Source organism: Neobacillus piezotolerans (genome assembly GCF_003362805.1).
Classification (GTDB): domain Bacteria; phylum Bacillota; class Bacilli; order Bacillales; family Cytobacillaceae; genus Bacillus_D; species Bacillus_D piezotolerans.
Genome location: NZ_QNQT01000005.1, coordinates 122970 through 144889, shown reverse-complemented (window position 1 = coordinate 144889; position 21920 = coordinate 122970). Strand labels below are relative to the sequence as shown.

Annotated in this window: 27 protein-coding genes; 9 read left to right on the top strand and 18 right to left on the bottom strand. The window is 44.8% G+C overall.

Annotated features, from left to right (window positions below; genetic code table 11):
* Nucleotides 1-65: 65 nt before the first annotated feature.
* Nucleotides 66-1907, top strand: a complete 1842-nt coding sequence (locus tag DRW41_RS13090) for a DNA ligase D (RefSeq protein ID WP_115452457.1) — start codon at nucleotides 66-68, stop codon at nucleotides 1905-1907.
* Between the two features lie 325 nt (nucleotides 1908-2232).
* Here the strand turns inward: DRW41_RS13090 and dapF are convergent, their stop codons facing one another.
* Nucleotides 2233-3210: a diaminopimelate epimerase gene (dapF, locus tag DRW41_RS13085; RefSeq protein WP_115452456.1), complete on the bottom strand. Its 978-nt coding sequence runs from the start codon at nucleotides 3208-3210 to the stop codon at nucleotides 2233-2235.
* 64 nt (nucleotides 3211-3274) lie between these two features.
* Nucleotides 3275-4015 carry a hypothetical protein gene (locus DRW41_RS13080; RefSeq protein WP_115452455.1) on the bottom strand — a complete coding sequence of 247 codons (741 nt, stop codon included), beginning with the start codon at nucleotides 4013-4015 and terminating at the stop codon, nucleotides 3275-3277.
* A 189-nt stretch (nucleotides 4016-4204) separates the two neighbouring features.
* Between DRW41_RS13080 and DRW41_RS13075 the strand changes: the two genes are divergently transcribed.
* Both DRW41_RS13075 and DRW41_RS13070 read left to right on the top strand, forming a co-directional pair.
* Nucleotides 4205-5326 (top strand): amidohydrolase, encoded by a 1122-nt coding sequence (locus DRW41_RS13075; RefSeq protein ID WP_115452454.1) that lies wholly within the window; start codon nucleotides 4205-4207, stop codon nucleotides 5324-5326.
* A gap of 301 nt (nucleotides 5327-5627) precedes the next feature.
* Nucleotides 5628-6188: a GNAT family N-acetyltransferase gene (locus tag DRW41_RS13070; RefSeq protein ID WP_115452453.1), complete on the top strand. Its 561-nt coding sequence runs from the start codon at nucleotides 5628-5630 to the stop codon at nucleotides 6186-6188.
* Between the two features lie 83 nt (nucleotides 6189-6271).
* On the opposite strand, the gene DRW41_RS13065 is transcribed toward DRW41_RS13070, so the two are convergent.
* On the bottom strand, nucleotides 6272-7048 hold the full coding sequence (locus DRW41_RS13065; protein WP_115452452.1) for an SDR family oxidoreductase: 777 nt from the start codon (nucleotides 7046-7048) through the stop codon (nucleotides 6272-6274).
* Between the two features lie 193 nt (nucleotides 7049-7241).
* On the opposite strand from DRW41_RS13065, the gene DRW41_RS13060 reads away from it, so the two are divergent.
* The gene (locus DRW41_RS13060; protein ID WP_142752233.1) at nucleotides 7242-7652 is read left to right on the top strand and encodes an Hsp20/alpha crystallin family protein; all 411 of its coding nucleotides are present in this window, start codon (nucleotides 7242-7244) and stop codon (nucleotides 7650-7652) included.
* Nucleotides 7653-7696: 44 nt separating this feature from the next.
* Here the strand turns inward: DRW41_RS13060 and yoyC are convergent, their stop codons facing one another.
* Nucleotides 7697-7963, bottom strand: a complete 267-nt coding sequence (yoyC, locus tag DRW41_RS13055; protein ID WP_115452582.1) for a protein YoyC — start codon at nucleotides 7961-7963, stop codon at nucleotides 7697-7699.
* Nucleotides 7964-8075: 112 nt separating this feature from the next.
* Between yoyC and DRW41_RS13050 the strand changes: the two genes are divergently transcribed.
* Entirely contained in the window at nucleotides 8076-8321 is a 246-nt protein-coding gene (locus tag DRW41_RS13050) for a DNA alkylation repair protein (RefSeq protein ID WP_115452450.1), read from the top strand.
* 41 nt (nucleotides 8322-8362) lie between these two features.
* On the opposite strand, the gene DRW41_RS13045 is transcribed toward DRW41_RS13050, so the two are convergent.
* The 7 genes from DRW41_RS13045 to deoD form a co-directional block, all read right to left on the bottom strand.
* Nucleotides 8363-9190 carry a hypothetical protein gene (locus DRW41_RS13045; protein WP_245959429.1) on the bottom strand — a complete coding sequence of 276 codons (828 nt, stop codon included), beginning with the start codon at nucleotides 9188-9190 and terminating at the stop codon, nucleotides 8363-8365.
* Nucleotides 9191-9312: 122 nt separating this feature from the next.
* Nucleotides 9313-9489 (bottom strand): DUF2188 domain-containing protein, encoded by a 177-nt coding sequence (locus DRW41_RS13040; protein WP_115452448.1) that lies wholly within the window; start codon nucleotides 9487-9489, stop codon nucleotides 9313-9315.
* 26 nt (nucleotides 9490-9515) lie between these two features.
* Nucleotides 9516-10454 (bottom strand): CobW family GTP-binding protein, encoded by a 939-nt coding sequence (locus DRW41_RS13035; protein ID WP_115452447.1) that lies wholly within the window; start codon nucleotides 10452-10454, stop codon nucleotides 9516-9518.
* Between the two features lie 15 nt (nucleotides 10455-10469).
* A complete protein-coding gene (locus DRW41_RS13030; RefSeq protein ID WP_115452446.1) occupies nucleotides 10470-10874 on the bottom strand; it encodes a hypothetical protein in 405 nt (134 codons plus the stop codon).
* A 188-nt stretch (nucleotides 10875-11062) separates the two neighbouring features.
* Nucleotides 11063-12565 carry a lmo1851 family serine protease gene (locus DRW41_RS13025; protein ID WP_115452445.1) on the bottom strand — a complete coding sequence of 501 codons (1503 nt, stop codon included), beginning with the start codon at nucleotides 12563-12565 and terminating at the stop codon, nucleotides 11063-11065.
* A gap of 215 nt (nucleotides 12566-12780) precedes the next feature.
* Complete coding sequence (locus DRW41_RS13020) at nucleotides 12781-13614, bottom strand: M15 family metallopeptidase (protein WP_115452444.1); 834 nt, start codon at nucleotides 13612-13614, stop codon at nucleotides 12781-12783.
* 211 nt (nucleotides 13615-13825) lie between these two features.
* Nucleotides 13826-14530, bottom strand: coding sequence for a purine-nucleoside phosphorylase (deoD, locus tag DRW41_RS13015; RefSeq protein WP_115452443.1), 705 nt, complete (start codon nucleotides 14528-14530; stop codon nucleotides 13826-13828).
* Nucleotides 14531-14702: 172 nt separating this feature from the next.
* Here deoD and yoyE point away from each other — a divergent pair, with 172 nt between their 5' ends.
* The gene (gene yoyE / locus DRW41_RS23635; protein ID WP_281272307.1) at nucleotides 14703-14831 is read left to right on the top strand and encodes a protein YoyE; all 129 of its coding nucleotides are present in this window, start codon (nucleotides 14703-14705) and stop codon (nucleotides 14829-14831) included.
* Nucleotides 14832-14871: 40 nt separating this feature from the next.
* On the opposite strand, the gene DRW41_RS13010 is transcribed toward yoyE, so the two are convergent.
* The 6 genes from DRW41_RS13010 to DRW41_RS12985 form a co-directional block, all read right to left on the bottom strand.
* Complete coding sequence (locus tag DRW41_RS13010; RefSeq protein WP_115452442.1) at nucleotides 14872-15642, bottom strand: sporulation protein; 771 nt, start codon at nucleotides 15640-15642, stop codon at nucleotides 14872-14874.
* Nucleotides 15629-16450, bottom strand: a complete 822-nt coding sequence (locus tag DRW41_RS13005) for a serine/threonine-protein kinase (RefSeq protein WP_115452441.1) — start codon at nucleotides 16448-16450, stop codon at nucleotides 15629-15631. Before DRW41_RS13005 ends, DRW41_RS13010 begins: the two co-directional genes overlap by 14 nt.
* 331 nt (nucleotides 16451-16781) lie before the next feature.
* On the bottom strand, nucleotides 16782-16946 hold the full coding sequence (locus DRW41_RS13000) for a YozD family protein (RefSeq protein WP_115452440.1): 165 nt from the start codon (nucleotides 16944-16946) through the stop codon (nucleotides 16782-16784).
* A gap of 120 nt (nucleotides 16947-17066) precedes the next feature.
* Nucleotides 17067-17762 carry a germination protein YodN gene (gene yodN, locus DRW41_RS12995; RefSeq protein ID WP_115452439.1) on the bottom strand — a complete coding sequence of 232 codons (696 nt, stop codon included), beginning with the start codon at nucleotides 17760-17762 and terminating at the stop codon, nucleotides 17067-17069.
* A 121-nt stretch (nucleotides 17763-17883) separates the two neighbouring features.
* Nucleotides 17884-18105 (bottom strand): YozE family protein, encoded by a 222-nt coding sequence (locus DRW41_RS12990; protein WP_115452438.1) that lies wholly within the window; start codon nucleotides 18103-18105, stop codon nucleotides 17884-17886.
* A 23-nt stretch (nucleotides 18106-18128) separates the two neighbouring features.
* Nucleotides 18129-19109 carry a S66 family peptidase gene (locus tag DRW41_RS12985; RefSeq protein WP_115452437.1) on the bottom strand — a complete coding sequence of 327 codons (981 nt, stop codon included), beginning with the start codon at nucleotides 19107-19109 and terminating at the stop codon, nucleotides 18129-18131.
* Nucleotides 19110-19379: 270 nt separating this feature from the next.
* On the opposite strand from DRW41_RS12985, the gene DRW41_RS23010 reads away from it, so the two are divergent.
* Nucleotides 19380-19649 (top strand): hypothetical protein, encoded by a 270-nt coding sequence (locus tag DRW41_RS23010; protein WP_181884554.1) that lies wholly within the window; start codon nucleotides 19380-19382, stop codon nucleotides 19647-19649.
* Here DRW41_RS23010 and DRW41_RS12980 read toward each other — a convergent pair.
* Nucleotides 19614-19763 (bottom strand): YjcZ family sporulation protein, encoded by a 150-nt coding sequence (locus DRW41_RS12980; protein WP_115452436.1) that lies wholly within the window; start codon nucleotides 19761-19763, stop codon nucleotides 19614-19616. The genes DRW41_RS23010 and DRW41_RS12980 overlap by 36 nt on opposite strands.
* A gap of 214 nt (nucleotides 19764-19977) precedes the next feature.
* On the opposite strand from DRW41_RS12980, the gene DRW41_RS12975 reads away from it, so the two are divergent.
* Together DRW41_RS12975 and DRW41_RS12970 are read left to right on the top strand one after the other, a co-directional pair.
* Nucleotides 19978-21081 carry an SGNH/GDSL hydrolase family protein gene (locus tag DRW41_RS12975; protein ID WP_181884538.1) on the top strand — a complete coding sequence of 368 codons (1104 nt, stop codon included), beginning with the start codon at nucleotides 19978-19980 and terminating at the stop codon, nucleotides 21079-21081.
* Nucleotides 21082-21134: 53 nt separating this feature from the next.
* Nucleotides 21135-21734: a DUF502 domain-containing protein gene (locus tag DRW41_RS12970; protein ID WP_115452434.1), complete on the top strand. Its 600-nt coding sequence runs from the start codon at nucleotides 21135-21137 to the stop codon at nucleotides 21732-21734.
* Nucleotides 21735-21920: the final 186 nt, after the last annotated feature.

Here is a 21920-nt window from a genome sequence, read left to right as displayed (position 1 = left end):
TGGAAAACATGATAGTGGCAGCGGATAAGTCATACACTAACCAAAAAGAGAAGGATGAACCCAAAATGAAGCCAATGCTGCCTGTTTTGCAGTTCGAACCACCCGAATTTCCAGGTTGGTCGTACGAAGTGAAATATGACGGATTCCGTGCCATTCTTGACTGGGATGCTGACGGTCCAAGACTTTCGAGTCGCAATGAGAAGCCTCTTTTGCCGTTGTTCCCGGAAATCAGGGCCTTTCTCGATGCACACCTGAATGCATTCCAGCCATTTCTGCCGATTAGGATCGATTGCGAGCTGGCCATCCTTGAAAATGAGTATAAAGCGAATTTTTCGGCGATCCAGACAAGGGGCCGACTGAAAGCGGAAAAGAGGATTGCAGAAGCTGCCAAGAAAAATCCCGCCCGGCTCATGGCCTTTGATCTTCTCATTGAGAGCGGCGAGAAGATCCATTCACTTCCCTATCTCGAAAGGAAGCGCCGGCTTGCCTCTTTATTCTTAAAAACAGGCATGGCAATGGAGCCAACAACAACCGGCGATATGCTTCTACAGCTTGTTCCCCAGCAAGCCATTTTATCTACGCTGTGGGAAGAAGTAGTCCTTCATGACGGCGAAGGAATCGTGGCCAAAGCCCCGGAAAGCCAATGGGAGGAAGGAAAACGGTCAACCAAATGGGTTAAATACAAAAATTGGAAGCTTGTCGATTGCTTTATTACCGCGTATGAAAAGTCAAATGGTTATTACTACTGCGGGGTTTATAAGGATGGGGAAGTCATTCAGATAGGCCATATCCTTTTTGGCCTTAAGCCCGAGGAAAAACAGGCATTGTTTGCGGTTATTAAACAAAACAGCAAGGCCGAGGACAGCAGGTTTATCTACGTGGAGCCCGCCATCTGCTTTGAGGTGAAATACCTCGAACTTTATGATAGTGAGCTGCGTGAACCGCATTTCAGCCGTTTCAGGCTGGATTTGCGTCCAGAAGACTGTACGTTTGATAATTTTCTGTTTAACCAGAAAAACGTCACTGGAGATATTGAGTTGACTCACCCGGATAAACCGGTATGGGAAAACCCTTCAATCCGTAAAATTGATCTTGTCCATTATTTAATGGAAGTGGCGCCATCCATGCTGCCTTTTTTAAAAAAACGGGCATTGACCGTGATCCGTTATCCACACGGCATGTTTGGCGAAGCCTTTTACCAGAAAAATTGCCCGGATTACGCTCCGGACTTTATTGAAACTTATTTGGACGAAGGAATTAACTATATTGTTTGCAATGACCTGAAAACACTTGTCTGGCTTGGAAACCAGCTAGCAATTGAATATCACATTCCCTTTCATACGATTGAGTCGGGAAAGGCGTCTGAGATTGTCCTTGACCTCGATCCTCCGTCGGCAGCCGACTTTGGCCTCGCAGTACAGGCCGCGGCTTATATAAAAGAAGTCATCGACGGCCTCGGGCTTACCGGTTTTGTTAAAACAAGCGGCAACAAAGGACTGCAGGTGTATCTCCCTTTGCCCTATGATAGATACTCGTTCGATGATACACGGCTTTTCACGGAATTCATCGCCAACTATCTTGTATCAAAGGAGCCAGGACTATTCACAATTGAGCGCCTGAAAAAGAACCGCGGCGGCAGGCTGTATGTCGATTATGTCCAGCATGCGCCCGGGAAAACAATTATCGCGCCATACTCAACAAGGGGAAACAAACATGCCGGAGTGGCTGCACCATTATTTTGGGATGAGGTTGGAGAAGGGCTTGACCCAAAAGACTTCAACTTGCCTAACGTCCTAAAACGCTACAGAAACCTCGGCGACCCGTTTCAGGACTACTTCAGGGAGGGAGAAACACAGCCTTTCGGGCCAGTCCTTGAATTTTTAAAAACGGGCGGGAACCTAAAATAACATCCTGTGGCTTATGCGGAAAATCCTAAAGCGAATACGTTTTTACATTATTTGTTGTATTCACGGAGTTTACCCGATACAGGCTCCCTGTTGTAACTCAAACCAACTTGAGTGACATTTTTCGGGCAAATAACGAAAAAGATGTCACTCAAACCCCAGTTGAGTGACATCTTTTGGGGCAAATTTCGAAAAGGATGTCACTCGGCCCCTGCTTAAGTGGTACAATAACTGCCTTTTTAACACCCTTATTAGATTTCGGCCATTTGCTTTATTCCCCAACGGGGCATCCAATCCATCTGCCTGAAATCGGAAAAACTCGAATACCTTATTTATGGGCGGCAATGAATTCAAGCGCCTTTTCCTGAAGGCTATTATACAGCTCTTGTTCACCGAAATCGCGCACATTGGAAAACACGCATCTACCCAGCAAGAAATCCACCTCACCCGTCGCACTGTACATGAATGTCGCATTGCCAATTAATTCGATTTTATAATTTTCGCCAAATTTTCTTGCGATGCATTGCACCATTCCGCCATCATTATAAACAGTAATCGGCAGATCAAGTTCATTCATTCCATTAAGGCAGGTTACAAGCGACGAAGCCGACATTGCCGTCCCGCAGGCATTCGTAAATCCAACTCCCCTTTCAAACGTCCTAACATAAATATGTCCGGCCTCCAAGGGCTTTACGAAGCTGACATTCACGCCATCCGGGAAAAGGCTGTTCGGTCTGTTCACTTTTTCGCTTAGTTCTTTTTGCAGTGTTCCCCGCAGTTCCTTTTCGCTTACAATGGCTATGAGATGCGGGTTCGGAACAGCGACCGCGGTAAAAAGGAGCTCATCCGACAACTCGGCGATTTTTCCGTTCTGGAGCGTTTCCTGCGGTAGGTTAAGTGGTAAATCCTTCAGGCGGAATAAAACAGGGGAAATCTCTACGTTGTAGGTCGTAATCCCTTCGCTAATTTCCTCATATTTTTTAACAGGAAGGTCTGCCTTCATCGTTTCGATTACGGCACTGTCTTTGCCGAGCTCCTCACAAACATACCTTGCCGCACAGCGAAGCCCATTCCCGCACATGGACGCTTCCGATCCATCCGCATTGAACACCCTCATGACAGCGTCCGCATGGTCGCTTTTTTGAATGAACAGGATTCCGTCCGCTCCTGGTCCGTTCTCCCTATCGCATAAAAGGCGAGCGGCTTCAGCCCTTTCCTCTTCCGTAAACAATTCCTTCCCGGAAAGTTCATCGATAAGTATAAAGTCATTGCCTGAACCATGTACTTTAATAAATTGAAATTCCAACCACGCTACCTCCCGGATATTTTCGTCAGTTACAGAATCGCACAGTAGCGGTAAAAATACAATATTAACGGTCAACAAAAAATTCCTTCACCAGGACAGCCATGTACAGAAGCCTTTCCTCATCCGAAAGCCATGGGTGAAGCGTGAATACGGGGCTGTTTGGATCGGCGGAAAACGTCTTCCACTCAATCGGCATCATCCCCCTCCTCAGCCTGCCTCTCTGAACTCCCTCTTTTCCTATGATTTTCAGGTCCATAAAAAGCCTAGCCGAATCAATTGAGGCAATTTGGTTTCCTCGATCCCTGATTGTCCAGCTTCCCTTGGTTTTAAATAGGCCGCCCAATTGCCGCCCGGCTGAATCATAAACAAGTGTTCCTTTAGGGGTATTGATGTAATGCGCAAGCAGGCAGCCCTGGCCATCCGTTAATTCATACTTCCGCCTAAAAAGAGGTAATCCCCGTGAGTTATTCCGCAGTTCGCCAACCTTCGCTCCGTTTTTTGAAAAAAGAAGCAGACCGGGATTTAATTTCGCCTCGTAAAATAAAAGGATACTATTCTCATTCAAAAAATGCTCCAAATGACCGCCATAAGCATGCGCGGCATTAAAGGCTTTTTTTTGGTCCATTAAATGTTGTTGAAAATAAATGATGCTAACCGAAACGGATGGAAGGCAAAGCATCATTGCCTGTTTGTTGTCCCAAAAAAGAATATTTAAAATGATTAGCATAATACCCGGAAATAAAAACAATAAACTGGAATTTAAGGATGCTTTCGAACATTGGAAGTAATAGTCCGCAATTTTCATTCTAGCTCCCCATAGCCTTTTTCTATTATTCTATTGCCAGCCTGTCCAATTCATTCCGTGTCTATCGTGGTTCCCAAGGTTCTTTGGACGGAAAAGAATATCCTGCCGATAGAAATCAAAATGGGCCTTTTGCATATATTGGTCAAAGGAATAAAGTCCATTTAAAAATATCAACTATGAGGTAGAAACATGGGGAAAATTTTACTGAAAAATGCAACGCTGATACCGATAACTAGACAGCCATTGGCACACTGCGATGTCCTTGTAGAAAACGGAAAAATAAAAAAGCTGGGCAAAAATCTTTCAAATGACCCGGAAACGAGACAAATAGACTGCGACAATATGTTTCTCTTGCCTGGTTTCATCGATGTTCATACCCACCTTGGCCTCTATGATGAAGGCATAGGCTGGGCCGGAAATGATGCGAACGATACAATTGAACCGATTACTCCCCACATTCGGGCGATGGATGGGGTTTACCCGCTCGATCCTTCGTTCAGAGATGCCAGGGAAGCCGGCATTACCGCAGTCCATATCATGCCAGGCAGCGCAAATGTAATCGGGGGAACGACCTCGGTTATTAAAACGGCCGGCACCAATATTATCGAAATGATTATAAAGCAGAACGCCGGGCTAAAAATCGCCCTGGGTGAAAATCCAAAACGCGTCCACAGCAACGGGAAAAACCATTCACTTACCCGGATGGGGATTATGGGGATGCTGCGGGAGGCATTCTATCACGCCGCCGGAAAAGATACGGACGACTTGCGCACCCTGCCTTTAAGAAAAGCTTTAAATAGAGAGATTCCGATCCGCGTTCATGCCCACCGCGCCGACGATATTATGGCGGCTTTGCGTTTCGCTGATGAATTTGGGCTCGATGTCCGGATAGAGCATTGCACGGAAGGACACCTGATTGCAAACGAACTCGCCGGTCTTGGGCTTAAGGTTTCGGTTGGCCCAACTTTGACAAGACGCTCGAAGATTGAATTAAAAAACAAAAGCTGGACTACGTATCATGAACTTTCAAAGCATGGGATAGAGGTTTCCATTACGACCGACCACCCATACACTCCCATTCAATATTTGAATGTTTGCGCCGCCATTGCCGTAAGGGAAGGCCTAACCGAACAGAAGGCCCTGGAAGGGATCACCATCCTCCCGGCAAGAAACCTCGGAGTCGACCATCGTATTGGAAGTATAGAGGAAGGGAAGGATGCCGATCTTGTTCTTTGGAACTTCCATCCCCTCCATTTTCTGGCCAAACCCCAATGGACAATGATCGACGGGACGTTTGTTTTTCAAAAATAATGTTGAAATTTATCGGAAAACAAATTAATTTTCCTCCAAAAAACCTATTTCTTTTTTAATTTTTTTTTTGTATTATACTCTAGTAAAAACTCTTTTACCTGTGTTAAACTGAATTTTCCTGTCATCATGGCAGCCAACATTATAAATATTGAGCATTGGGAAGGCAAATGGTGCGCCACCAGTTAAACTGGTCCTAGTGGGTTCGATTCCCACCCCGAAATTTTTTTCGCAACTTAAAAAAATTTCGAGGGTGGAGGTTCCGATCCATGGGACCCGTCTGCCCTGATTGGAGGGCATCCCTATGTTGAAAAAACGCGATCTGAACGATTGCCATGCACTATACAGCCTTATCACCCATCCCGACGTGTTTCCGTTTGTCCGCCATAAAGCGGATTCTTATGAAGAGTTCCTTTTTTTAACCAAACAAACAATTGAAGCGGAGGAGCGGGGAGAAATCATTTCCCGTACAATTCTTGACGAATGGGGAACGCCAATCGGGACCATTTCCCTATTCGATATTGAATCGAACGCAGGTTTTCTTGGAACCTGGCTTGGCAAGCCTTATCACGGCATGGGATATAATTCCCTCGCAAAAGAAGCTTTTTTCCAAGAAGCTTTTTACGAGCTGGGGATTGAAACTGTTTTTATGCGAATCCGGAAAGCGAATGTCCGTTCCATTAAAGCGGCTGAAAAACTCCCCTACGCGGTCAAGGCGAACGAAACAAGGCCTACGCTGTACGAGCAGCTGAACTCCGAAGGGAATATTTTCGATTTATACGAAGTGCCAAAGGACCAGTATACATTTCATTTACTCCGAAACAACCAATCTGCCCAGGAGGAAAACACGCTTCTGGAAGCATGAAAAACCAAACCGCCATACTCGGCGGTTTGGTTTTTTGTGAATTGTTAACATAATATTATTATCGTGAATACTAGTTGTTCACGTCATTCAATCCTTTGAATTTTACCAAGCACGTCCAATCCGCCCGTTATCGGAATGATGCTCCCGGTGATAAAATCGGATTTTTCATCCGCGAGGAATCCGATTACCCTCGCGATATCCTCCCCTGTGCCATTCCTTCCGACAGGAGCGTTTGCTCCCTTGCTGCGGGCGGCTTCATCAATGCCTTTTTCCTTCCATTCGGCAGTAATATCCCCCGGGCACACCATGTTTGCCGTAATCCCGTTTGAAGCTTCTTCAAGTGCTATTGTCCTAGTCAAGGAGGCAAGCCCCGTTTTTGCGGCCGCGAACGCCGAACGGTATATCCATCCAGGCGCAGTTTCGACCCTGTCAAACCCCAATGCGATGATTCTTCCCCATCCATTTTCCCTCATCTGAGGCAACAGGAGTTTTGATAAATAAAAAGCGGATGAGAGGTTGCCAGCTACAATGGCATTCCATTCATCAAATGAGTAGTCGGTCATTCTTTTCCTGTCATGAATGAAAGGGCCAGCGTTATGAATCAAGATATCAATAGAGGGTAACTCACCAAGCACCCTAGATACTACGGCTTCACAATCTTCCCTTACCGAAACATCCCCCTGCGCAAGTATAATTTTTGTTCCAAAGGCACTGGAAATATAGTCGGCCAGGGATTCAGCCTCCCTGTTGCTTGTCCGATAATTAATCGCCAAATTATAGCCTTTTTCCGCAAGATGGATGGCGGTTTTTTTTCCTAAGCCCGCTGCCCCCCCGGTAATGAGGGCCGTCCTATTAACCATCAAAACCCCCTCCATTTATTTCGTGTTTTCTGTCTTTTAGTAAACGCCCCTGGTATGTAAGCATCTCGAACCTTTGGGCGCTTTCTTCATAGTATGATAGTGCATAATTGCATCTGTTAAGCCCGTTCAGAAAGAAAGGATGGTTTGCATGTTCCCCTGGGGCTCATTTCCATTTAAAAAAGAGATGTCTACAATGATGAAGGACATGAAACCTGACGCGATCGAAAAATATATTCGGGATGCTATTGAAGCGTATCTGCCAAAAGGGACAGAAAATGCTTTTCATTTTTCACGGGAAGAACCCGACGGGCAGACTACCGTTCCAGCTGCTTCCACGCAAAGCCAGGCATCCATTTTTGTGACGCATGATTATGTGTATGCAAGATTGCCCATATCGGAAGGGAATGAGGAAAATATCCGCCTATATCATACTTCGAATCAACTTATTATTGAAAATCTCCCAGGACAGGGAGAAAAGCTGTCCTACGATCTCCCGGCTGTTGTCAAAAAGAAGGGGGCCACAGCCAGTGTACGGGATGGCATTTTAGAAATAAAGCTAATTCGGGCAATTGATGTCCAATTGTCAGAAATCAATCTCATTTAAAACCGGCATCCGTACACTATTTCCCGCTGTACGGTTTTTGCCTTTTATTGAGCCAGTTCCTCCGCCATAGCCGTATGCAATGCTATAAGTTCCAGTTTCGATTCTTTCGGCAGACTCGTGGCTAGAATCCTTTTTACCGCGCTGTGGTATTTGGAAAGCACGGGCTTTCTTACTCTTGGATGTGAATTTTCATCCCTTAGCTCCCTTGAAATTGCCTCTTTCAAAATCGCTTCATCGCTTTCCCCTTCTTTTTCAAGTAGCCGATTGTTCCAGATCCTGCGGTATTCGCCAAGAATCATGGTAAAATCCATTTCATCCACTATTTGAATCATCTCCCATCAAAGAGTCCGTATCCATTTGAATTGTACATATTTACCGAATTGTTTGCAAAAAATAGAAGAACTACTTTATAAGGAGGATCCTATGGCGCACCCATACAGATGTCCAAATTGCAAAACGAACAGAAGCCGTTTCAATCTCATTGAACAGGTGGCCCATTCAGTAAAATTGGACCCATTAACTGGAGAAATAAGGGCCGAGTACGAAAAGGAGAGCCTGGAACCTTACCATATCGCTTATTCAGGACCCGAATACCGCATTCAGTGCGGGGTTTGCGGATTGATAGAGGATGAGAAAACATTCATTAAATTCGGGCAGATGCCGATATAGCCGAACTAGTTCAGGGCCTGGACTTACCTTACCAGGCCCTTTCATGGCAATGCCTCTTCCTCATCCAATAAGCCGTTATCTTTAACAAATTGCATTGGATCAATTTTCCAAGGGGAAAAAGGGGAGGCGCGTAAACAGATAATCTCTGCCTTTGCAATCTGCCTGCCTTTTCCTCTTAAATGCCATTCAATTTCCACTGGTACAACTGCTATCAAGCCTTCTCCCCCTTCCTTTGGAGGATGCAATTCATGACCTGTCATTTTCACTCCTTCAACCTTTTCAAGGATGTCCCTCAGGTTCATTTTTTCCGTGGACAGCAAGGCTAGAATCCGGTTGTCCTGCTCCTTAATTCCCGCGACGTAATAGCTGACTGTATCATACGGGTCCGCATCAGCCAGCAACCCCTCAAGCTTCCCAGCCGCCTTATAGACCATGAGCATATGCGAAAGATCCATTTGTTTTCTTTTATGTGTTGTACTTTTATAAAAATGGATGCAGAAATGTCCGGGAAAATTATTTTCGAGCGCTCCGGCACCGTGAGGCATCCCGTTCATGGAAGCGGCAATTTTTTGCTTGCCATTGACAGCATATATGGCCCTTCTTTTCCAGCTCCATTCTCCATTATAAATTTTCTTCATGATGGCGGTATCTTTTTTCGTTAAAGGCTGGACATCGGCATGCCTGCTTCCAGCCCGCCTTTGCACACGGAATCTCTTGCCCGTTTCCACATCAACGACAGTAAAGGTGGAGTATCTGGGAAAAATAGCATCAGCCTTTTCCCAGGGAGCCATCTTAGCTTGTTGTTTCATGGCAAACGAGGGAAGTTCGGACTGTTGGAAAAGAATCAATGCTAAAAAAACTAAAGCCACTATTTTCCTGTTATCCATTAGCACCACCCTTTCCTTTTATTTTTTGCTAAGGAAAGTTTCCCTCATGGGAATGCAATTCATTCAAAGAAAAAGCCTCCATCACACGAATGGAGGCGTACCGATTAATCTTTTCCATGGCTTTGAATATATTCCCTTGCCTTATCGATCCCAATCGCTATCGCTTTTCCTTCATCGTTTTCTTCTTCAAGAATGGCATTCGCGATTTCGATGGCTTTTTCCCTCACATCCGGGTCAAGGTTCTTCATCGAAGCCGGATAGTCTTCTTTTGTCCAAGGCATGAACCAACAACTCCTTTTAAAAATTGTTAAGGTTCAATACCCTTTTCAATAGAAGCAAAACCCGCTTCCAGATCTCTAAGCTCCCCGGCAATTCTTGCCCAATCAATATTTTCGCCAATCATTACCATGTTAAGCGGCATATTCATATCCTCTTTCATATAGGAAGGCATGCCATATGAAAACTGAAACAATTCTGGGTAGGAGGATCCTTCGAATTTCACATACCCTTTTATCCTGTATATAGTGTCAGGCATCCCCCGAAGGAAAGTTTCGAAATTTTCCCGTTTGACCGGGCTCTTGAACGTATGGACGAACGAAGATAGGCCAAGGCTGCTCGTATGAAGATGCATCCGATGGGAGGTCTCTTTCGGCCCTGAATGAGACAGGCTGCGCAAATCCATTACGGGGACTTTTGAATAATTAGTCAGCACGCATTTCGCTTTCGGGTTCAATCCTTGCAGGCTGATGGCAACTTCAGCCTGTTCACTGTCGGACAAATCGCTGGCTTTATTCACAATCAGGTAGTCGGCATGGCGAACCTGTTCAATCAGCAGCTGCTGCAATTGCGGGCCCATCATCCCTCTGTCAAGCCATCTTTTCCCATCCACAGTAGAGATAATACCCTTCACATGGAGCATATTTGCGAAAAGCGGAGACAGCACCGCATCCAGAACTTCCACTGGATGGGCGGCGCCAGTCGTTTCAACATAAATCGCATCAGGCTTCTCCAACTGCAGCAAACCTTGAAGCTGCGCCTCCACCTGCCCGCTCATCGTACAGCAAATACATCCACCCAATAATTCCTTTAAGGCAACATCATCCCCTACTTCATCGGAATCAATCGAAACCTTTCCGAGTTCATTCATCATCACAGCCACTTTTCTGCCATTTTTCCGCTCATCCTCAAGTAGCCTCTTTAAAAGCGTTGTCTTTCCGCTTCCCAGGAAGCCTGCAAGGATGTATATTTCCGTTTTTTCATTTTAGTCCCCTTCACTGCCGCTTTCATTCAGCTCGTCAAGCATTTCTTTAACCATTTCCCGTACCATCGCGATGATTTTTGTTTCATCCTTTTCAGTCAAATATCCCGTTTTCTGGAACCACTCTTCTTTACATTTCCATAAAGGGATATATCCGTTTGGAAAATAATCATCTTCTTGTTCTATGCCAATTTCTATGAACGATTCATAATCATCTTCAAAGCATTCCCCTTCAGGCTGCTTTTTTCCTTTTTTTGAACGAATCAGCTCCAGGACCAATTTTTGTCCATGTCGCTCAAAATCCTGCTGATATGCCTTCTCGACCGTGCTGCAGACATTTTCACATACTTCTTCAAGCTTCAGGATTTCTTTCTTTAGATGGTCGTCAAAATGGATGATTTGCTTCAACAATTCTCACCCCGTTTTTCAACTCTTGGTTCACCTGTTCGGCTTTCCGCCGGCAGTTTCCCCTCTTGCCAGATGAGGAACTATCTAAACACACATTTTATAGCATTTCTTCCACACTTACAAACCTTTGGCTTATGGGCTTTTTTTGATAGGAAAAACCCGGCTCATCAAAAGCCGGGCTTGGTGGGTTATTTCATTTCTTTTTTTATGACTTCAATGGCCTTCTTCAATTGCGGATCATCCTTGATGATCTTTTCCTGAAGCTGTCCAATGATTTTCTCTGTTGTGCTGCCAGTGATAGCTCCGTTTGTCTGAAGCTTGTTGGCCTGCTGGAACGCTTTTACCGCATTTTCTGTCTTTTCGTCAAAAAAGCCATCTTTCCTGCCTGGATCGAATCCAAGGACTGAAAGCATCTGCTGCGCGGTCTTCACGTCATTTGAAGAACTTCCCTTTTTAAGCTCCAATTTGGGATCGAGATATGGCAAATTGTAATAGTCAGGCACCGCCACTTTATAATCCGGCTCAATCCCTTTCTTATGGATCCAGTTTCCGTTTGGCGTCAGCCATTTGGCAGTGGTAAATTTCACGTTTGAACCGTCCGGAAAATCCTGCACAGTCTGCACGGTTCCTTTTCCAAACGATTTTTCACCGACAAGAGGCACCCCTGCGGACTCCTTAACCGCTCCCGCGAGTATTTCAGACGCACTCGCACTTCCATTGTCAATGAGAACAACCAATGGAAATTCAGGATTGCCTTCATTTTTTGATTTGTATTCCTCGATATTTCCATTCCGTTCTTCAACCTTGAAAAGAAGTTTTCCTTTTGGCACGAACATGCTGGAAATGGATACAGCCTGTTCAAGCAGACCGCCGGGATTCTGGCGCAAATCAAGAATTAGGCCTTTCATTCCCTTTTCCTGCAGGTTATTGAGCGTTTCAACAAGTTCTTTGGATGTATTGGTTGAAAAAGTTGTAATCTGGACTTTCGCAATACCGTCGCCAACCATTTCCCCATGAACGGTTTCAATTGGTATTTCATCCCTGATTATTGGGACTTTAATCGTTCCTTCTACGCCTGGCCTTTGGATGGTCAGCTCGACCTTTGTTCCCTTTTCACCTCTGATAAGCATAACAGCCTGGGTTGATGTCATTCCCTGGATGCTTTTACCGTCAACCATTATGACGATATCCTTTGGCTTTAGCCCTGCTTTTTCCGCAGGAGACCCTTTTAGGGGGGACACAATCATGATATGGCCGTCTTTCTCCTGGATTTCCGCGCCAATCCCCTCAAAAGACGAAGACACGCTGTGCTGGAATTCCTTCGCATCCTTTTCGTCCATATAAGTGGAATAAGGATCATCCAAGGATTGAATCATACCGTTGATTGCCCCATTAATGACTTTATCCTCGTCAATGTCCTTATAATACCCTTTTTTCAAGGTATCATAGGCATTGTAAAGCTTCGCAAATTCATCCCGTTCGGAGCTGCCCCCAATTACCATGGGCTGGCTTTCCTTCCCGAACGATAGCGCAAAAGCTGTAATCCCTGATGCAAAAATGACAAGGAAGACTAGAAGCATGATAAAATATGGCCTCTTCATCCGGATTACCGGCGATTTTTCCCGCAGCCCGGAGTTCTGCTCCTGTTCCTGTACTTGATTCTGTTCGTCCACAGCCTTCACCACTTCCATTTTCCGTAAAAATAAATAAACCTTATCAACTAGAATACCACTTTTTATTCATAATGGACAAAGAAATATTCTTGAATTTGGACTCCCGCATACAATTCCCGCCACTGATTTTTCCTATTAAATATGGGGCCTCAATTTTCATACCCAATTCCCTTACTGGTCATTCTTGGACCAAGCCAATTAATATGAAAAAGAACCCCCGAAAGGGTTCCTCGCTATATTTTCTTCACCTGCTGGAAGAATTCCTCCAGAGTCCAATCTTTTTCGAAAATTACTTTCGCAGCTTCGTTACCTACATACCGAAAATGCCAAGGTTCGTATTGATACTGCGTTATTGATTCCTTTCCTTTAGGATAACGCAGGATGAATCCGAATTTATGGGCATTCGCGGCGAGCCATTTTCCCTCCGGCGTTTCCCCGAACTCCTGGGTCAAATTAAGGTTGGTCGATTTGGATGCGATATCCATCGTGAGCCCGGTCTGGTGCTCGCTTTGTCCTGGCAAGGCAACGGCTTGAGTAGCAAGTTCTTCCCCCGACTCTTTCACTTCAGCATCAAACAAGTCCTTTTGCCTGTCATAGGAACGGTAGCCTGAAACAGCAAAAAGCTCGATATTTTCTTCTTTCGCTTTTTTGAACATCTCTTCAATTGCCTTGGCAGCTTCCTGCCTGATCAGGCTTTTTTCAAGATCCTGATCGCCAAAAGAAAAGGCGATTTCCGGTTTGACCAAATCATTCGGGCGATATTCGCCGGATAGGGAAAACTCTTTATTAACGAGCACAAGGATATTGTCGGGGTTCTGTATTTCTTTCCTGCCGCCTTCTATGGCAATCTGATTGAAATAGGCCGCTTCAAGTACAGGGCCATCCTGAGTTTGTGAAGCGGTTTCCGCTTGTTCCTTCCGACCCGATGTTTGAATTCCCTCCTGCTCATGGCTGCTTTCCGTGTTGATTCTATCTTTTAAAATTGGAATTTTTTTTACGAGGGCATCCATTTCGCTGCATCCTGACAGAAGCAGCCAGCTGCTGATAATCAGCAAAATCCTTTTCATTTATACCACCCAATGTCGACTTTTAGAATATTTTGTTCCTGATTAGTATAGTATACGTGTCCTTTTAGGCAAGGGCAAGGGAAGGCTGATGATTTTTCACCTCAATGGCAAAGGAACATAATGGATTATACCCTCTTTAAACTTAAAAACCATTCATAGAAAAATTTTAAGGCCCTTCCCCGATGGAAGAGCCAAGTGTGCCTGTGATGAATTATTCTTTGATCGCTGCTTCAAGGGCGACTTCGATCATGTCATTGAAGGTTAGCTGGCGTTCTTCGGATGTTGTAACTTCACCTGTAAGGATATGGTCGCTCACAGTCAGGACGGACAGGGCCCTTCTGCCATATTTTGCTGCTAGAGTATACAATGCGGTTGTTTCCATTTCAAGGGCAAGAATTTGGTATTGGGCCAGCTTTTCATGGTCGGCATTGTCATTGTAGAAAAGGTCCGCTGTGAAAACATTTCCCACCTTTAAGTTCAAGCCTTTATTAATTCCGGCATCATATGCATTCTTCAGCAACTCAAAGTTTGCGGCAGGAGCGTAATCGATGCCCCCAAAGTTCAGCCTGTTCATCTGGGAATCAGTAGAAGAGGTCATCGCGAGTATTACATCCCGGACTTTTACATCCTTTTGGATGGCGCCGCAAGTACCAACCCTAATTAATGTTTTAACATCGTAGCTTTCAATCAGCTCGTTCACATAAATCGAGATCGATGGTATGCCCATCCCGGTTCCCTGTACGGAAATCCTCTTCCCTTTATAGGTTCCTGTGTACCCAAACATATTCCTTACTTCGTTATAGCATTTCGCGTCCTCCAGGAAGGTTTCTGCTATATATTTTGCACGGAGCGGGTCTCCAGGCAATAATACCGTTTCGGCTATTTCATTTTCTTTCGCGCCAATGTGGATGCTCATATTTTTTCCTCCTAATTCAATTGTTAGATGTCTAACCTCCGCCACTTATCATACCATATTCCTATCGAATATAAAAACGATTCCATGGGGATGGGCCTTTAAAAATGAGGAATAGTAATAAAAGGCCCGCTGCAAAAAACAAACGGGCATTAACAGTCAGGAGGGGCTTTTTTTGGGAAAGAAACATAGAAACCGAATTAACTCGCCAAAGAAAAACAATCATATTCCTCCGGAACAAATCATTGCGGAGCATGAAGCGCATGCGAAAGAATACTCCGCAAAAAAGCGTAAAAACACATAAAAAATGGAGCAGCAGTGCTGCTCCATTTCCTTCAATCCTATTAGGAGTAACGTTCAATGACCGCCTGCATTTTTTCCCGGACCGTCGGCAAATCAGATGGCATCACCAATAACCTTACATTCGTTTCATCCATGGATAGCGCTTCTGAAAGGAACCCTCCGAGGCCCCTGGCCCTACGGTCAACTTGTATAAGCACTTCAATTTCGCCACCCTCTCCCGGGAACATAACTATTTCCAGTTCATCGAGTCTGCCCCGAAACCTCCCGGAAACCGGTACATATTCGAATTCCTGTACGAATGGCAGGCGGCGCCTCATCCTATAGGGTGCCTGTTCGCAATCCGCTTCCCTCAGACGGAAACCAAGATCTTCGACAGCGGTGAGAATAGCGGACATTCCTTTGTTTGGGAGCACCCTCACGTAGTCCGTATCGGTCGGGTCAACTGCATTCCTGATGTCCAGTCCGGTGGATAGCCAAACTTTCGTCCGTCCAATTGTTACTGGTGCATCTAGCGGCAGCCTGAACGAAAATGGAATTTGCTTAGTCTCAGTCGGCCTGATTTGGAAAGGGTCTGAAACTTTGAAACGGTCTATAGCCGTGGAGACACTATATTTCTTATCATTAGATTCTTTCAGGTATGTTGTATTTAGGGAGAGGTAGATAGCATCGATACTTTGTACAGTACTGCCACCCGTGACTTCAACTACTCCCTTTACCAATTCGCCAGGGACGAGTGAATCACGCTCAAGCTTCGTATCGACCTTTGAGCCCCCAATACCTACACTTGCCAGCACTTTGTTAAATAACGACATGTTTATTTTCCTCCTTACATAGTATTTGTTCAATATCTCTTCTGATTTCCAAACAATCTGTATATTCACTTTCAATGAGCAAAAGCCTTCTTATAATCTTTCTCGCCTTCGGAGAAATTCGCAGCTCCTCTTCCCAGCTTTTTTCGGGCTGCCCTTCTTTTGGAGAATAGGATGAGTAGAGCAAAAATAGAAGGAAATGGCCCAATCCATAGAAATCGGATGGGCGATTTTTCGCTTTCCGGAGGCTCCTGTGTGATCCTGGAAAACTGACTTGGCCCATATCCGCTTTCTGTGCAAGACCAAGGTCAATCAAATAAACTTCATCGTTATCCATCAGGACATTTGGGATCCTTATATCCCTGTGGATGATTTTTAACTCGTGAAGATAACCCACTATCCCTAAAAGTTTGTAGGCAATCCCAAATGCATCCTGTTCTTTGAAGGACATACCCTCGTGAAAAATAAGCTGTTCGAAATTTTTACCAACTTTATACTCCATGGTGAAATAAGGGATGCCCCTGTAAATGCCATTCCCGTAAAAAGCTGGCAGCCCTCGGTGGTTCGTTTGCTGCATTATGTACTGTTCTGTTTCAAAACTTTTCCTGCCCCAAACCGTCAGCCTTTTATGCAGTCGGAGGGTTTTTAAGACCACTAGCCCCCTATCAGCCAGGTCAAAGGCTAAGTAGGAGTGGCCGTATCCTCCGGTACCAAGGAGCATTTCAATCCTGTATCTGTCCCCGATTACTTTGCCCTTTTGAAATGTCCTTTCGAAGGCGCCGGAAAGGGTAAGTATGGACCTTTTAAACAAGGGAATGCATCTCCTTTATAATGGCTTTTCAGCTGCTGAAAAAACTCGAGAAGCTTTTACCCTTATATTTTTTCTTGTAGTGATAATGGCCTAAGCCAGAATGTTTTTTGTGTTTCATGTATTTCCATGCATGGCTGGAACTCCTATACATTTTCGGTTTTTTATAACCTAACAACAGTTTCAGGATTTGTTTTAACATTGCTTTACCTCCCCTAGTTTTGATAGGAATATTTACGTACTTAAACAATAAATGTTTCAATTTTCGGAGGCTAATTATCTTTTCCACATAAAAATACGGCCCTTTTTGCCGGCAGGCCGTATGGTCATTCCTTCATTTTTCCTCATCAATTATCGACTTTTCAAGGAGGTATTCAAATGTTATATCCGCTAGCTCTTCCAATTCTGACTCGGTTGGTACGAAGCCTCTTCTAATTAGCTCCTGAAAGAAAAATTCCGCTATTTCTTCCGTATCAATAATCACTTCAATTTCTTTCATTCGCATCTCCTCCTTTTTTACAAAATGTATGAATCTCAAATGCTTTTCATGCATAAAGGCCATTTTTGGAATTTGCTCATGATCGCGCGGAGTGTTTGTTGGGGAGGCGGTTAAACGCGTTCAAACGTGTTTCTTCCCGTCATTTTTATGGAGGCCTTGCAGCTTTTTCAATATCACCTCCATAACCTGTGAGTATTCGTGGTCCCCGAAAAGTTGATGCAGGATCCGGTAATCATTGTAGATGTCGAGCATCCTGTCGATATACAGCCTGCGTTCCTTTATCCGTTCAAGCTCTTCCACTTCGGATTTCTTGCCATGGCTCTCCACGGATTTGTTTTTTCGGGATTTATCCTGTTTGCCGACAATTGATAAAAACCCTAACTTGTTTATGAAAGTCTCGGCGTGTTCGGCATCCGCGAGCAACGTCAGTTCTTCCTCGCCAGCTTCGAGCCATTCACCATCCTTCACCCTAGCAAGCTCGTAAATTACATCCTCCCACGCATCCTCTTTATACCGCCAAATTTCCGTCCGGACGCCCACAACTCTGAAAAGGTCGTTTCCATAACCTTTTACCTGGACAAGGTCGCCGAAGAAAAACTTGTATTCTATGTCCAAATGCTCCTGCTCAACCGGGATGCCATCATATTCCGATAGCAGCTGGAGCGAGGATTCCTTATAGAGGCCTTCACTGTTGTTGACTTCATACACATAATGGCTGTCTACCCACTTAATATCGGTCACTTTTCCAACGGTCCCATACATGAGGATAACGACAGTATCGCCAAGTTGATACTTTGGATTTTTCCTCTTCTCCATTACCTTCACCTCCCAACCCGGTCACCGAATGATAACATTAGTATATGCGTATGCTGTTTATGCGCACACGGTGGGTAAAATAAAAACGCCCTCCAAATTTTGGAGAGCGTTGGTGTTTTCATCATTGTTCAGTGGACACATATTCCTGCCAAGCATCATCAAAAACGGCCATTGTTTCAAGATAATCGCCATTCAGTTCCAAATATGCGCTCAACTCCCCATAGTCCTCGGAATGTTTCGGAAAACCGTGATCCAAAAAGGCAGAATTGGCGAATTTGCTGATAGCGTCCTTTGGCTTTGGATGCCTGTGTTTCATTAAAAAATGGTAAAAGGATTTCCGCATCGTGTACCTCCAGCCAATTGCTTTTACATGAATTGGTCAATTTCGATTGTTATCCCGCCGCTGCTAGCTGAAATACGGGCAAATGCCCCGACCGGGATCGTTGCAATCGGCTGCGTGTGGCCAAAATTAACGTTTCCGATCACAGGGATGCCTCGTAATTCCTTCTTCGACTGTATGATTCGCATGAGTGCTTCTTCGGTAATACTGGAATCCTTTTGGAACCGCCCAATCAATATCCCTTTTATTCCTTCCGCACCAGGCTGGTGTAAAAGCGATTGCAAATCACGGTCAAAAGTGAGCGCGTGCGATTCCATATCATCCTCAAGAAACAGGATGGAGCCCTTAAGCGGCGGCATGTACTCCGTACCCTGTAAAAGGTTCATCGTGCAGAGGTTGCCCCCCATCAACGTCCCTTGCGCGCTTCCTTCCTGAATTGCAAGAAACCCATTCTGCTTAATAAATGTCCTGTTTTCCTGATCCCGATACCAAGGGTCATCACTCCACACGTCGGATGGTTCCAACTCAAACGGCGCATCATTGGTCGCCGCTTCAAGGAAGGAAGAAAGCGTATACTCTAGGCCGTGCTTTACGCCAAAACTCGAAAAATGCGGACCGGAATAAGTAATCAGGCCGGTTTTCTTATACATTGCCAGGCTCAGTGCGGTAATATCGCTGTATCCGCAAAAGAATTTAGGGTTATTTTTAATTAAATTCCAATCAATATATTTCAGGAGTTGATTCGAATTATATCCCCCAATGACCGTCAGGATACCAGCCACTGAGGGATCCGCAAATGCTTCATGCAAGTCTTCAATGCGCTGCTCGATCGGGGAACTGAAAAATTCATCATGGCCATGGACATGCTTTCCGAATGTTACCCGGAAGCCAAGCCCTTCAAGCCTGCCAACCGCCAGTTTCACTTGTTCTTCTTTTATTAGATCCATGCTTCTCGCAGGGGCTATTATTCTAATCTGATCCCCTGGCGCCAGCCGTTTTGGAAGCATCCCCATTACCCCCTCTTTAAAATAACATTATCATACCAAAACATTGGCAATGGTCAAATAGTTTCTTTAATCTAGAATCTATTTGGGCACAAAAAAAACAAGTACGCTGGCTGGAACGACTAACTATATGTACAAAGATGGAGGGGCGGTCCTTCGGGCTCTAAAAGACGACTAAGTGCCCGTACTGAAGAAACTACCTGCTCCTTAAGGCTCTAACGATGACATAGTTTCCTTACATCAGTGGGCAGCCGGTCCTTCGAACACTTAAAGATGTCAAATCCTATTATTTGGTTTCAAGGTTGGCAAGCCATCCTTCCTAAGATTCATCCCTGTCCACAAAAACTAGCAGCGAATCAACTCAATAATTATAGGGAAGTACAGGCCGCAACTCCCCTTTCATTGTTTGGTATGGAACTTCACTTTAAAGGAAATTTAACTTTAATTATTCGTGTTTTGTTCCAACACACATTAAAACACCTCCTTCAAATGAAAGAGGTTGTTTTGCTATGCGAACCAGCAGCAGGCTCCAATAATCACTAGCAGAATAAACAGGACAACAATCAGGACAAAACCATTTCCGAAAATTCCTTGCGTAGGCGCGCAACAGGCTACGGTAGGCTGGGCGTATCCACAATATCCCCCATATCCATACATTTGCATTCCCCCAATTTTTTCTTTCCTAACTCACTGTATGATTAATGCGCCCACCTGGTATGGGCATTCGCCCAGTTCGGCCAGCCAGTGCCCAAATTATATTTTTCATCAATTTTTACTGTAATTTCTTTGAAATTAGGTATATCCACTTATTTTATTTCAAAATGATTAAGTTAAAATGACAGTAGGATTACAAAATAAGAGGACTGAATATATGAAAAAGACACCTTTCAGGATGCTCATTTTATCAGCAGGAATGCTTTTCCTACTGGTTTGGCTTATAAACTCGTCTACTTCCGCGAAGGAAGCAACCGCCAGCACGCGCGGCTTTTATAAAAATATATCAAAGGGCCGTGATTTCAATTACCTGATCATAGGCGACAGCATCGGACGCGGCTCGGGCGTCGGCCATAAGGACGAAACATGGTTCGCCCTTTTCGAAGAGGAAATCAGGAGGGATTACGGCTCCAATGGCAAACGGTATTCAATCGTTCAAAGCGGTGCCACCTCATTTGAAGGAATCGTTAAATATGATAATGAAAAACCGCGCTTCCCTGTTGACCTTGTGTTCATCGTTTTCGGGGAGAATGATCGAAAATATATGGATGCGCGGCAATTCTCCTTCTTATATGAACAGCTTTTAAGGAAAGTGAAAACCGACCACCCGAATGCGGATATTATTACATTTACGGAGAGTTGCCTGACGTACGAAAGCTTTGCGGATACAATCCGTAAGGTTTCCGGTCATTACGAGGCGATGAATATTGATATGCGGGTTCCGTTTAAAAACTCCGGACTCGATACGGACAAGCTTACACGCGACCTTATCCACCCTAACAAAATCGGCTATGAACTTTATGCAGGCGAAATCGCAAAATCCATTAAGGCAACCGTCCAATCCGGGAAAAAAGCGGCACCGATGCCCGCTCCGATTAACCGCGGCTTGTCCCGGGAATACAAGAAGATTGGCGAGCCATCAAACCAATCAGGATTTGTAAAATCGGGAAAGAATTTTTTCAGCCGGGAGAAGGGGAGTTTCATTGAATATGAGTTTAAAGGGACAATGATTGGCTACACGGTCGAACGCGGCCCTGAAGGCGGAGAAGTGGATGTCGTGATTGACGGGAAAAAAGTTGATACAGTCTCGACCTGGTGGCCGTTCAAGAGGGAAAGGCATATTTTCCTCGCTGGATCGCTTGGGGAAGGACCACACCGGATTCGTTTCGTCCATACCGGTGAAATTGCCATCCAAGGCAGCCAGGTACTAAAGCCTTCATTCCGGATCAAGGCCATCATCGCCGAAAAAGGAACCCCATAGTTTCAATCCGGTGGATCAATGGCTATAATAAAGGAAAAACGCCGGAGAGACGCATGAAAACACTATTAAGGAATTTTATTAACGGGATTATTACCATCGTCCCCATCATTATTGTTGTTTATGTTATTTACAAAACGTTTGTTTTTTTGGACAGCCTCCTTGGGAATTTCCTAAGGCCATATATGAAAGATGACTATATCCCAGGAATCGGGCTGCTTCTGACAATCGCACTCATTACATTTCTGGGATTCCTGTCCACAAGGTATATAACGGGAAAGTTAATATGGTTGATAGACCGGCTCCTTGAACGGATTCCTGTCGTCAAGACGGTTTACTCTGTCATCAAGGATACGGTTCAATCGTTCCTTGGCGAAAAGAAATCATTTTCAAAGGTTGCGGTTGTCACGGTTCCCGGGACGGACATGAAATCACTCGGCTTTATCACCTCCGAAGCCCTGGAAAGCTTCTATAGCCCGCTTGGGGACCATGTTGCCGTTTATGTCCCGCAAACTTTCCAAGTGGCCGGGTTCACGTTCCTGATCCCAAAGGAACAGGTTGAAGTCATCGACGTAAAACCGGAGGAAGCGATGAAATTCATCCTGTCCGGCGGCATGGCCAACAAGGGAACACACTCCAATTCCGCCCAAAAATAAAAACCGCCCGAGGCGGTTTTTATTTTGTCCAGCTCCACAAGGAACGGTTTGGCAGCATAATATTGGACGAAGGAAAAGTTTTCGCTTCATCGCGTTTCCTTAATGAGGGGGCATGGTTCTTCTGATACACGGTAGATTCCTGTAAATTGTCTTGAACCGGCAGCAATATGAAAAGAAAGTAGTTCA

Coding starts and splice junctions, on each gene's coding strand:
- DRW41_RS13040 (WP_115452448.1), bottom strand. CDS start 9,489: ATGCCTTGGACAAAAGAAGACTATCCGGCTTCGATGAAGAACCTTGAC.
- DRW41_RS13025 (WP_115452445.1), bottom strand. CDS start 12,565: ATGGAAGTGGTGAAGGCTGTGGACGAACAGAATCAAGTACAGGAACAG.
- DRW41_RS13020 (WP_115452444.1), bottom strand. CDS start 13,614: ATGAAAAGGATTTTGCTGATTATCAGCAGCTGGCTGCTTCTGTCAGGA.
- yodN (WP_115452439.1), bottom strand. CDS start 17,762: ATGGAGAAGAGGAAAAATCCAAAGTATCAACTTGGCGATACTGTCGTT.
- DRW41_RS12975 (WP_181884538.1), top strand. CDS start 19,978: ATGAAAAAGACACCTTTCAGGATGCTCATTTTATCAGCAGGAATGCTT.
- DRW41_RS12990 (WP_115452438.1), bottom strand. CDS start 18,105: ATGCGGAAATCCTTTTACCATTTTTTAATGAAACACAGGCATCCAAAG.
- deoD (WP_115452443.1), bottom strand. CDS start 14,530: ATGAGCATCCACATTGGCGCGAAAGAAAATGAAATAGCCGAAACGGTA.
- DRW41_RS13000 (WP_115452440.1), bottom strand. CDS start 16,946: ATGAAAGAAATTGAAGTGATTATTGATACGGAAGAAATAGCGGAATTT.
- DRW41_RS13075 (WP_115452454.1), top strand. CDS start 4,205: ATGGGGAAAATTTTACTGAAAAATGCAACGCTGATACCGATAACTAGA.
- DRW41_RS23010 (WP_181884554.1), top strand. CDS start 19,380: ATGTCAAATCCTATTATTTGGTTTCAAGGTTGGCAAGCCATCCTTCCT.
- DRW41_RS13065 (WP_115452452.1), bottom strand. CDS start 7,048: ATGGTTAATAGGACGGCCCTCATTACCGGGGGGGCAGCGGGCTTAGGA.
- DRW41_RS13060 (WP_142752233.1), top strand. CDS start 7,242: ATGATGAAGGACATGAAACCTGACGCGATCGAAAAATATATTCGGGAT.
- DRW41_RS12985 (WP_115452437.1), bottom strand. CDS start 19,109: ATGCTTCCAAAACGGCTGGCGCCAGGGGATCAGATTAGAATAATAGCC.
- DRW41_RS12970 (WP_115452434.1), top strand. CDS start 21,135: ATGAAAACACTATTAAGGAATTTTATTAACGGGATTATTACCATCGTC.
- yoyC (WP_115452582.1), bottom strand. CDS start 7,963: ATGGATTTTACCATGATTCTTGGCGAATACCGCAGGATCTGGAACAAT.
- DRW41_RS13070 (WP_115452453.1), top strand. CDS start 5,628: ATGTTGAAAAAACGCGATCTGAACGATTGCCATGCACTATACAGCCTT.
- DRW41_RS13050 (WP_115452450.1), top strand. CDS start 8,076: ATGGCGCACCCATACAGATGTCCAAATTGCAAAACGAACAGAAGCCGT.
- DRW41_RS13010 (WP_115452442.1), bottom strand. CDS start 15,642: ATGTCGTTATTTAACAAAGTGCTGGCAAGTGTAGGTATTGGGGGCTCA.
- DRW41_RS13080 (WP_115452455.1), bottom strand. CDS start 4,015: ATGAAAATTGCGGACTATTACTTCCAATGTTCGAAAGCATCCTTAAAT.
- DRW41_RS13090 (WP_115452457.1), top strand. CDS start 66: ATGAAGCCAATGCTGCCTGTTTTGCAGTTCGAACCACCCGAATTTCCA.
- DRW41_RS12980 (WP_115452436.1), bottom strand. CDS start 19,763: ATGTATGGATATGGGGGATATTGTGGATACGCCCAGCCTACCGTAGCC.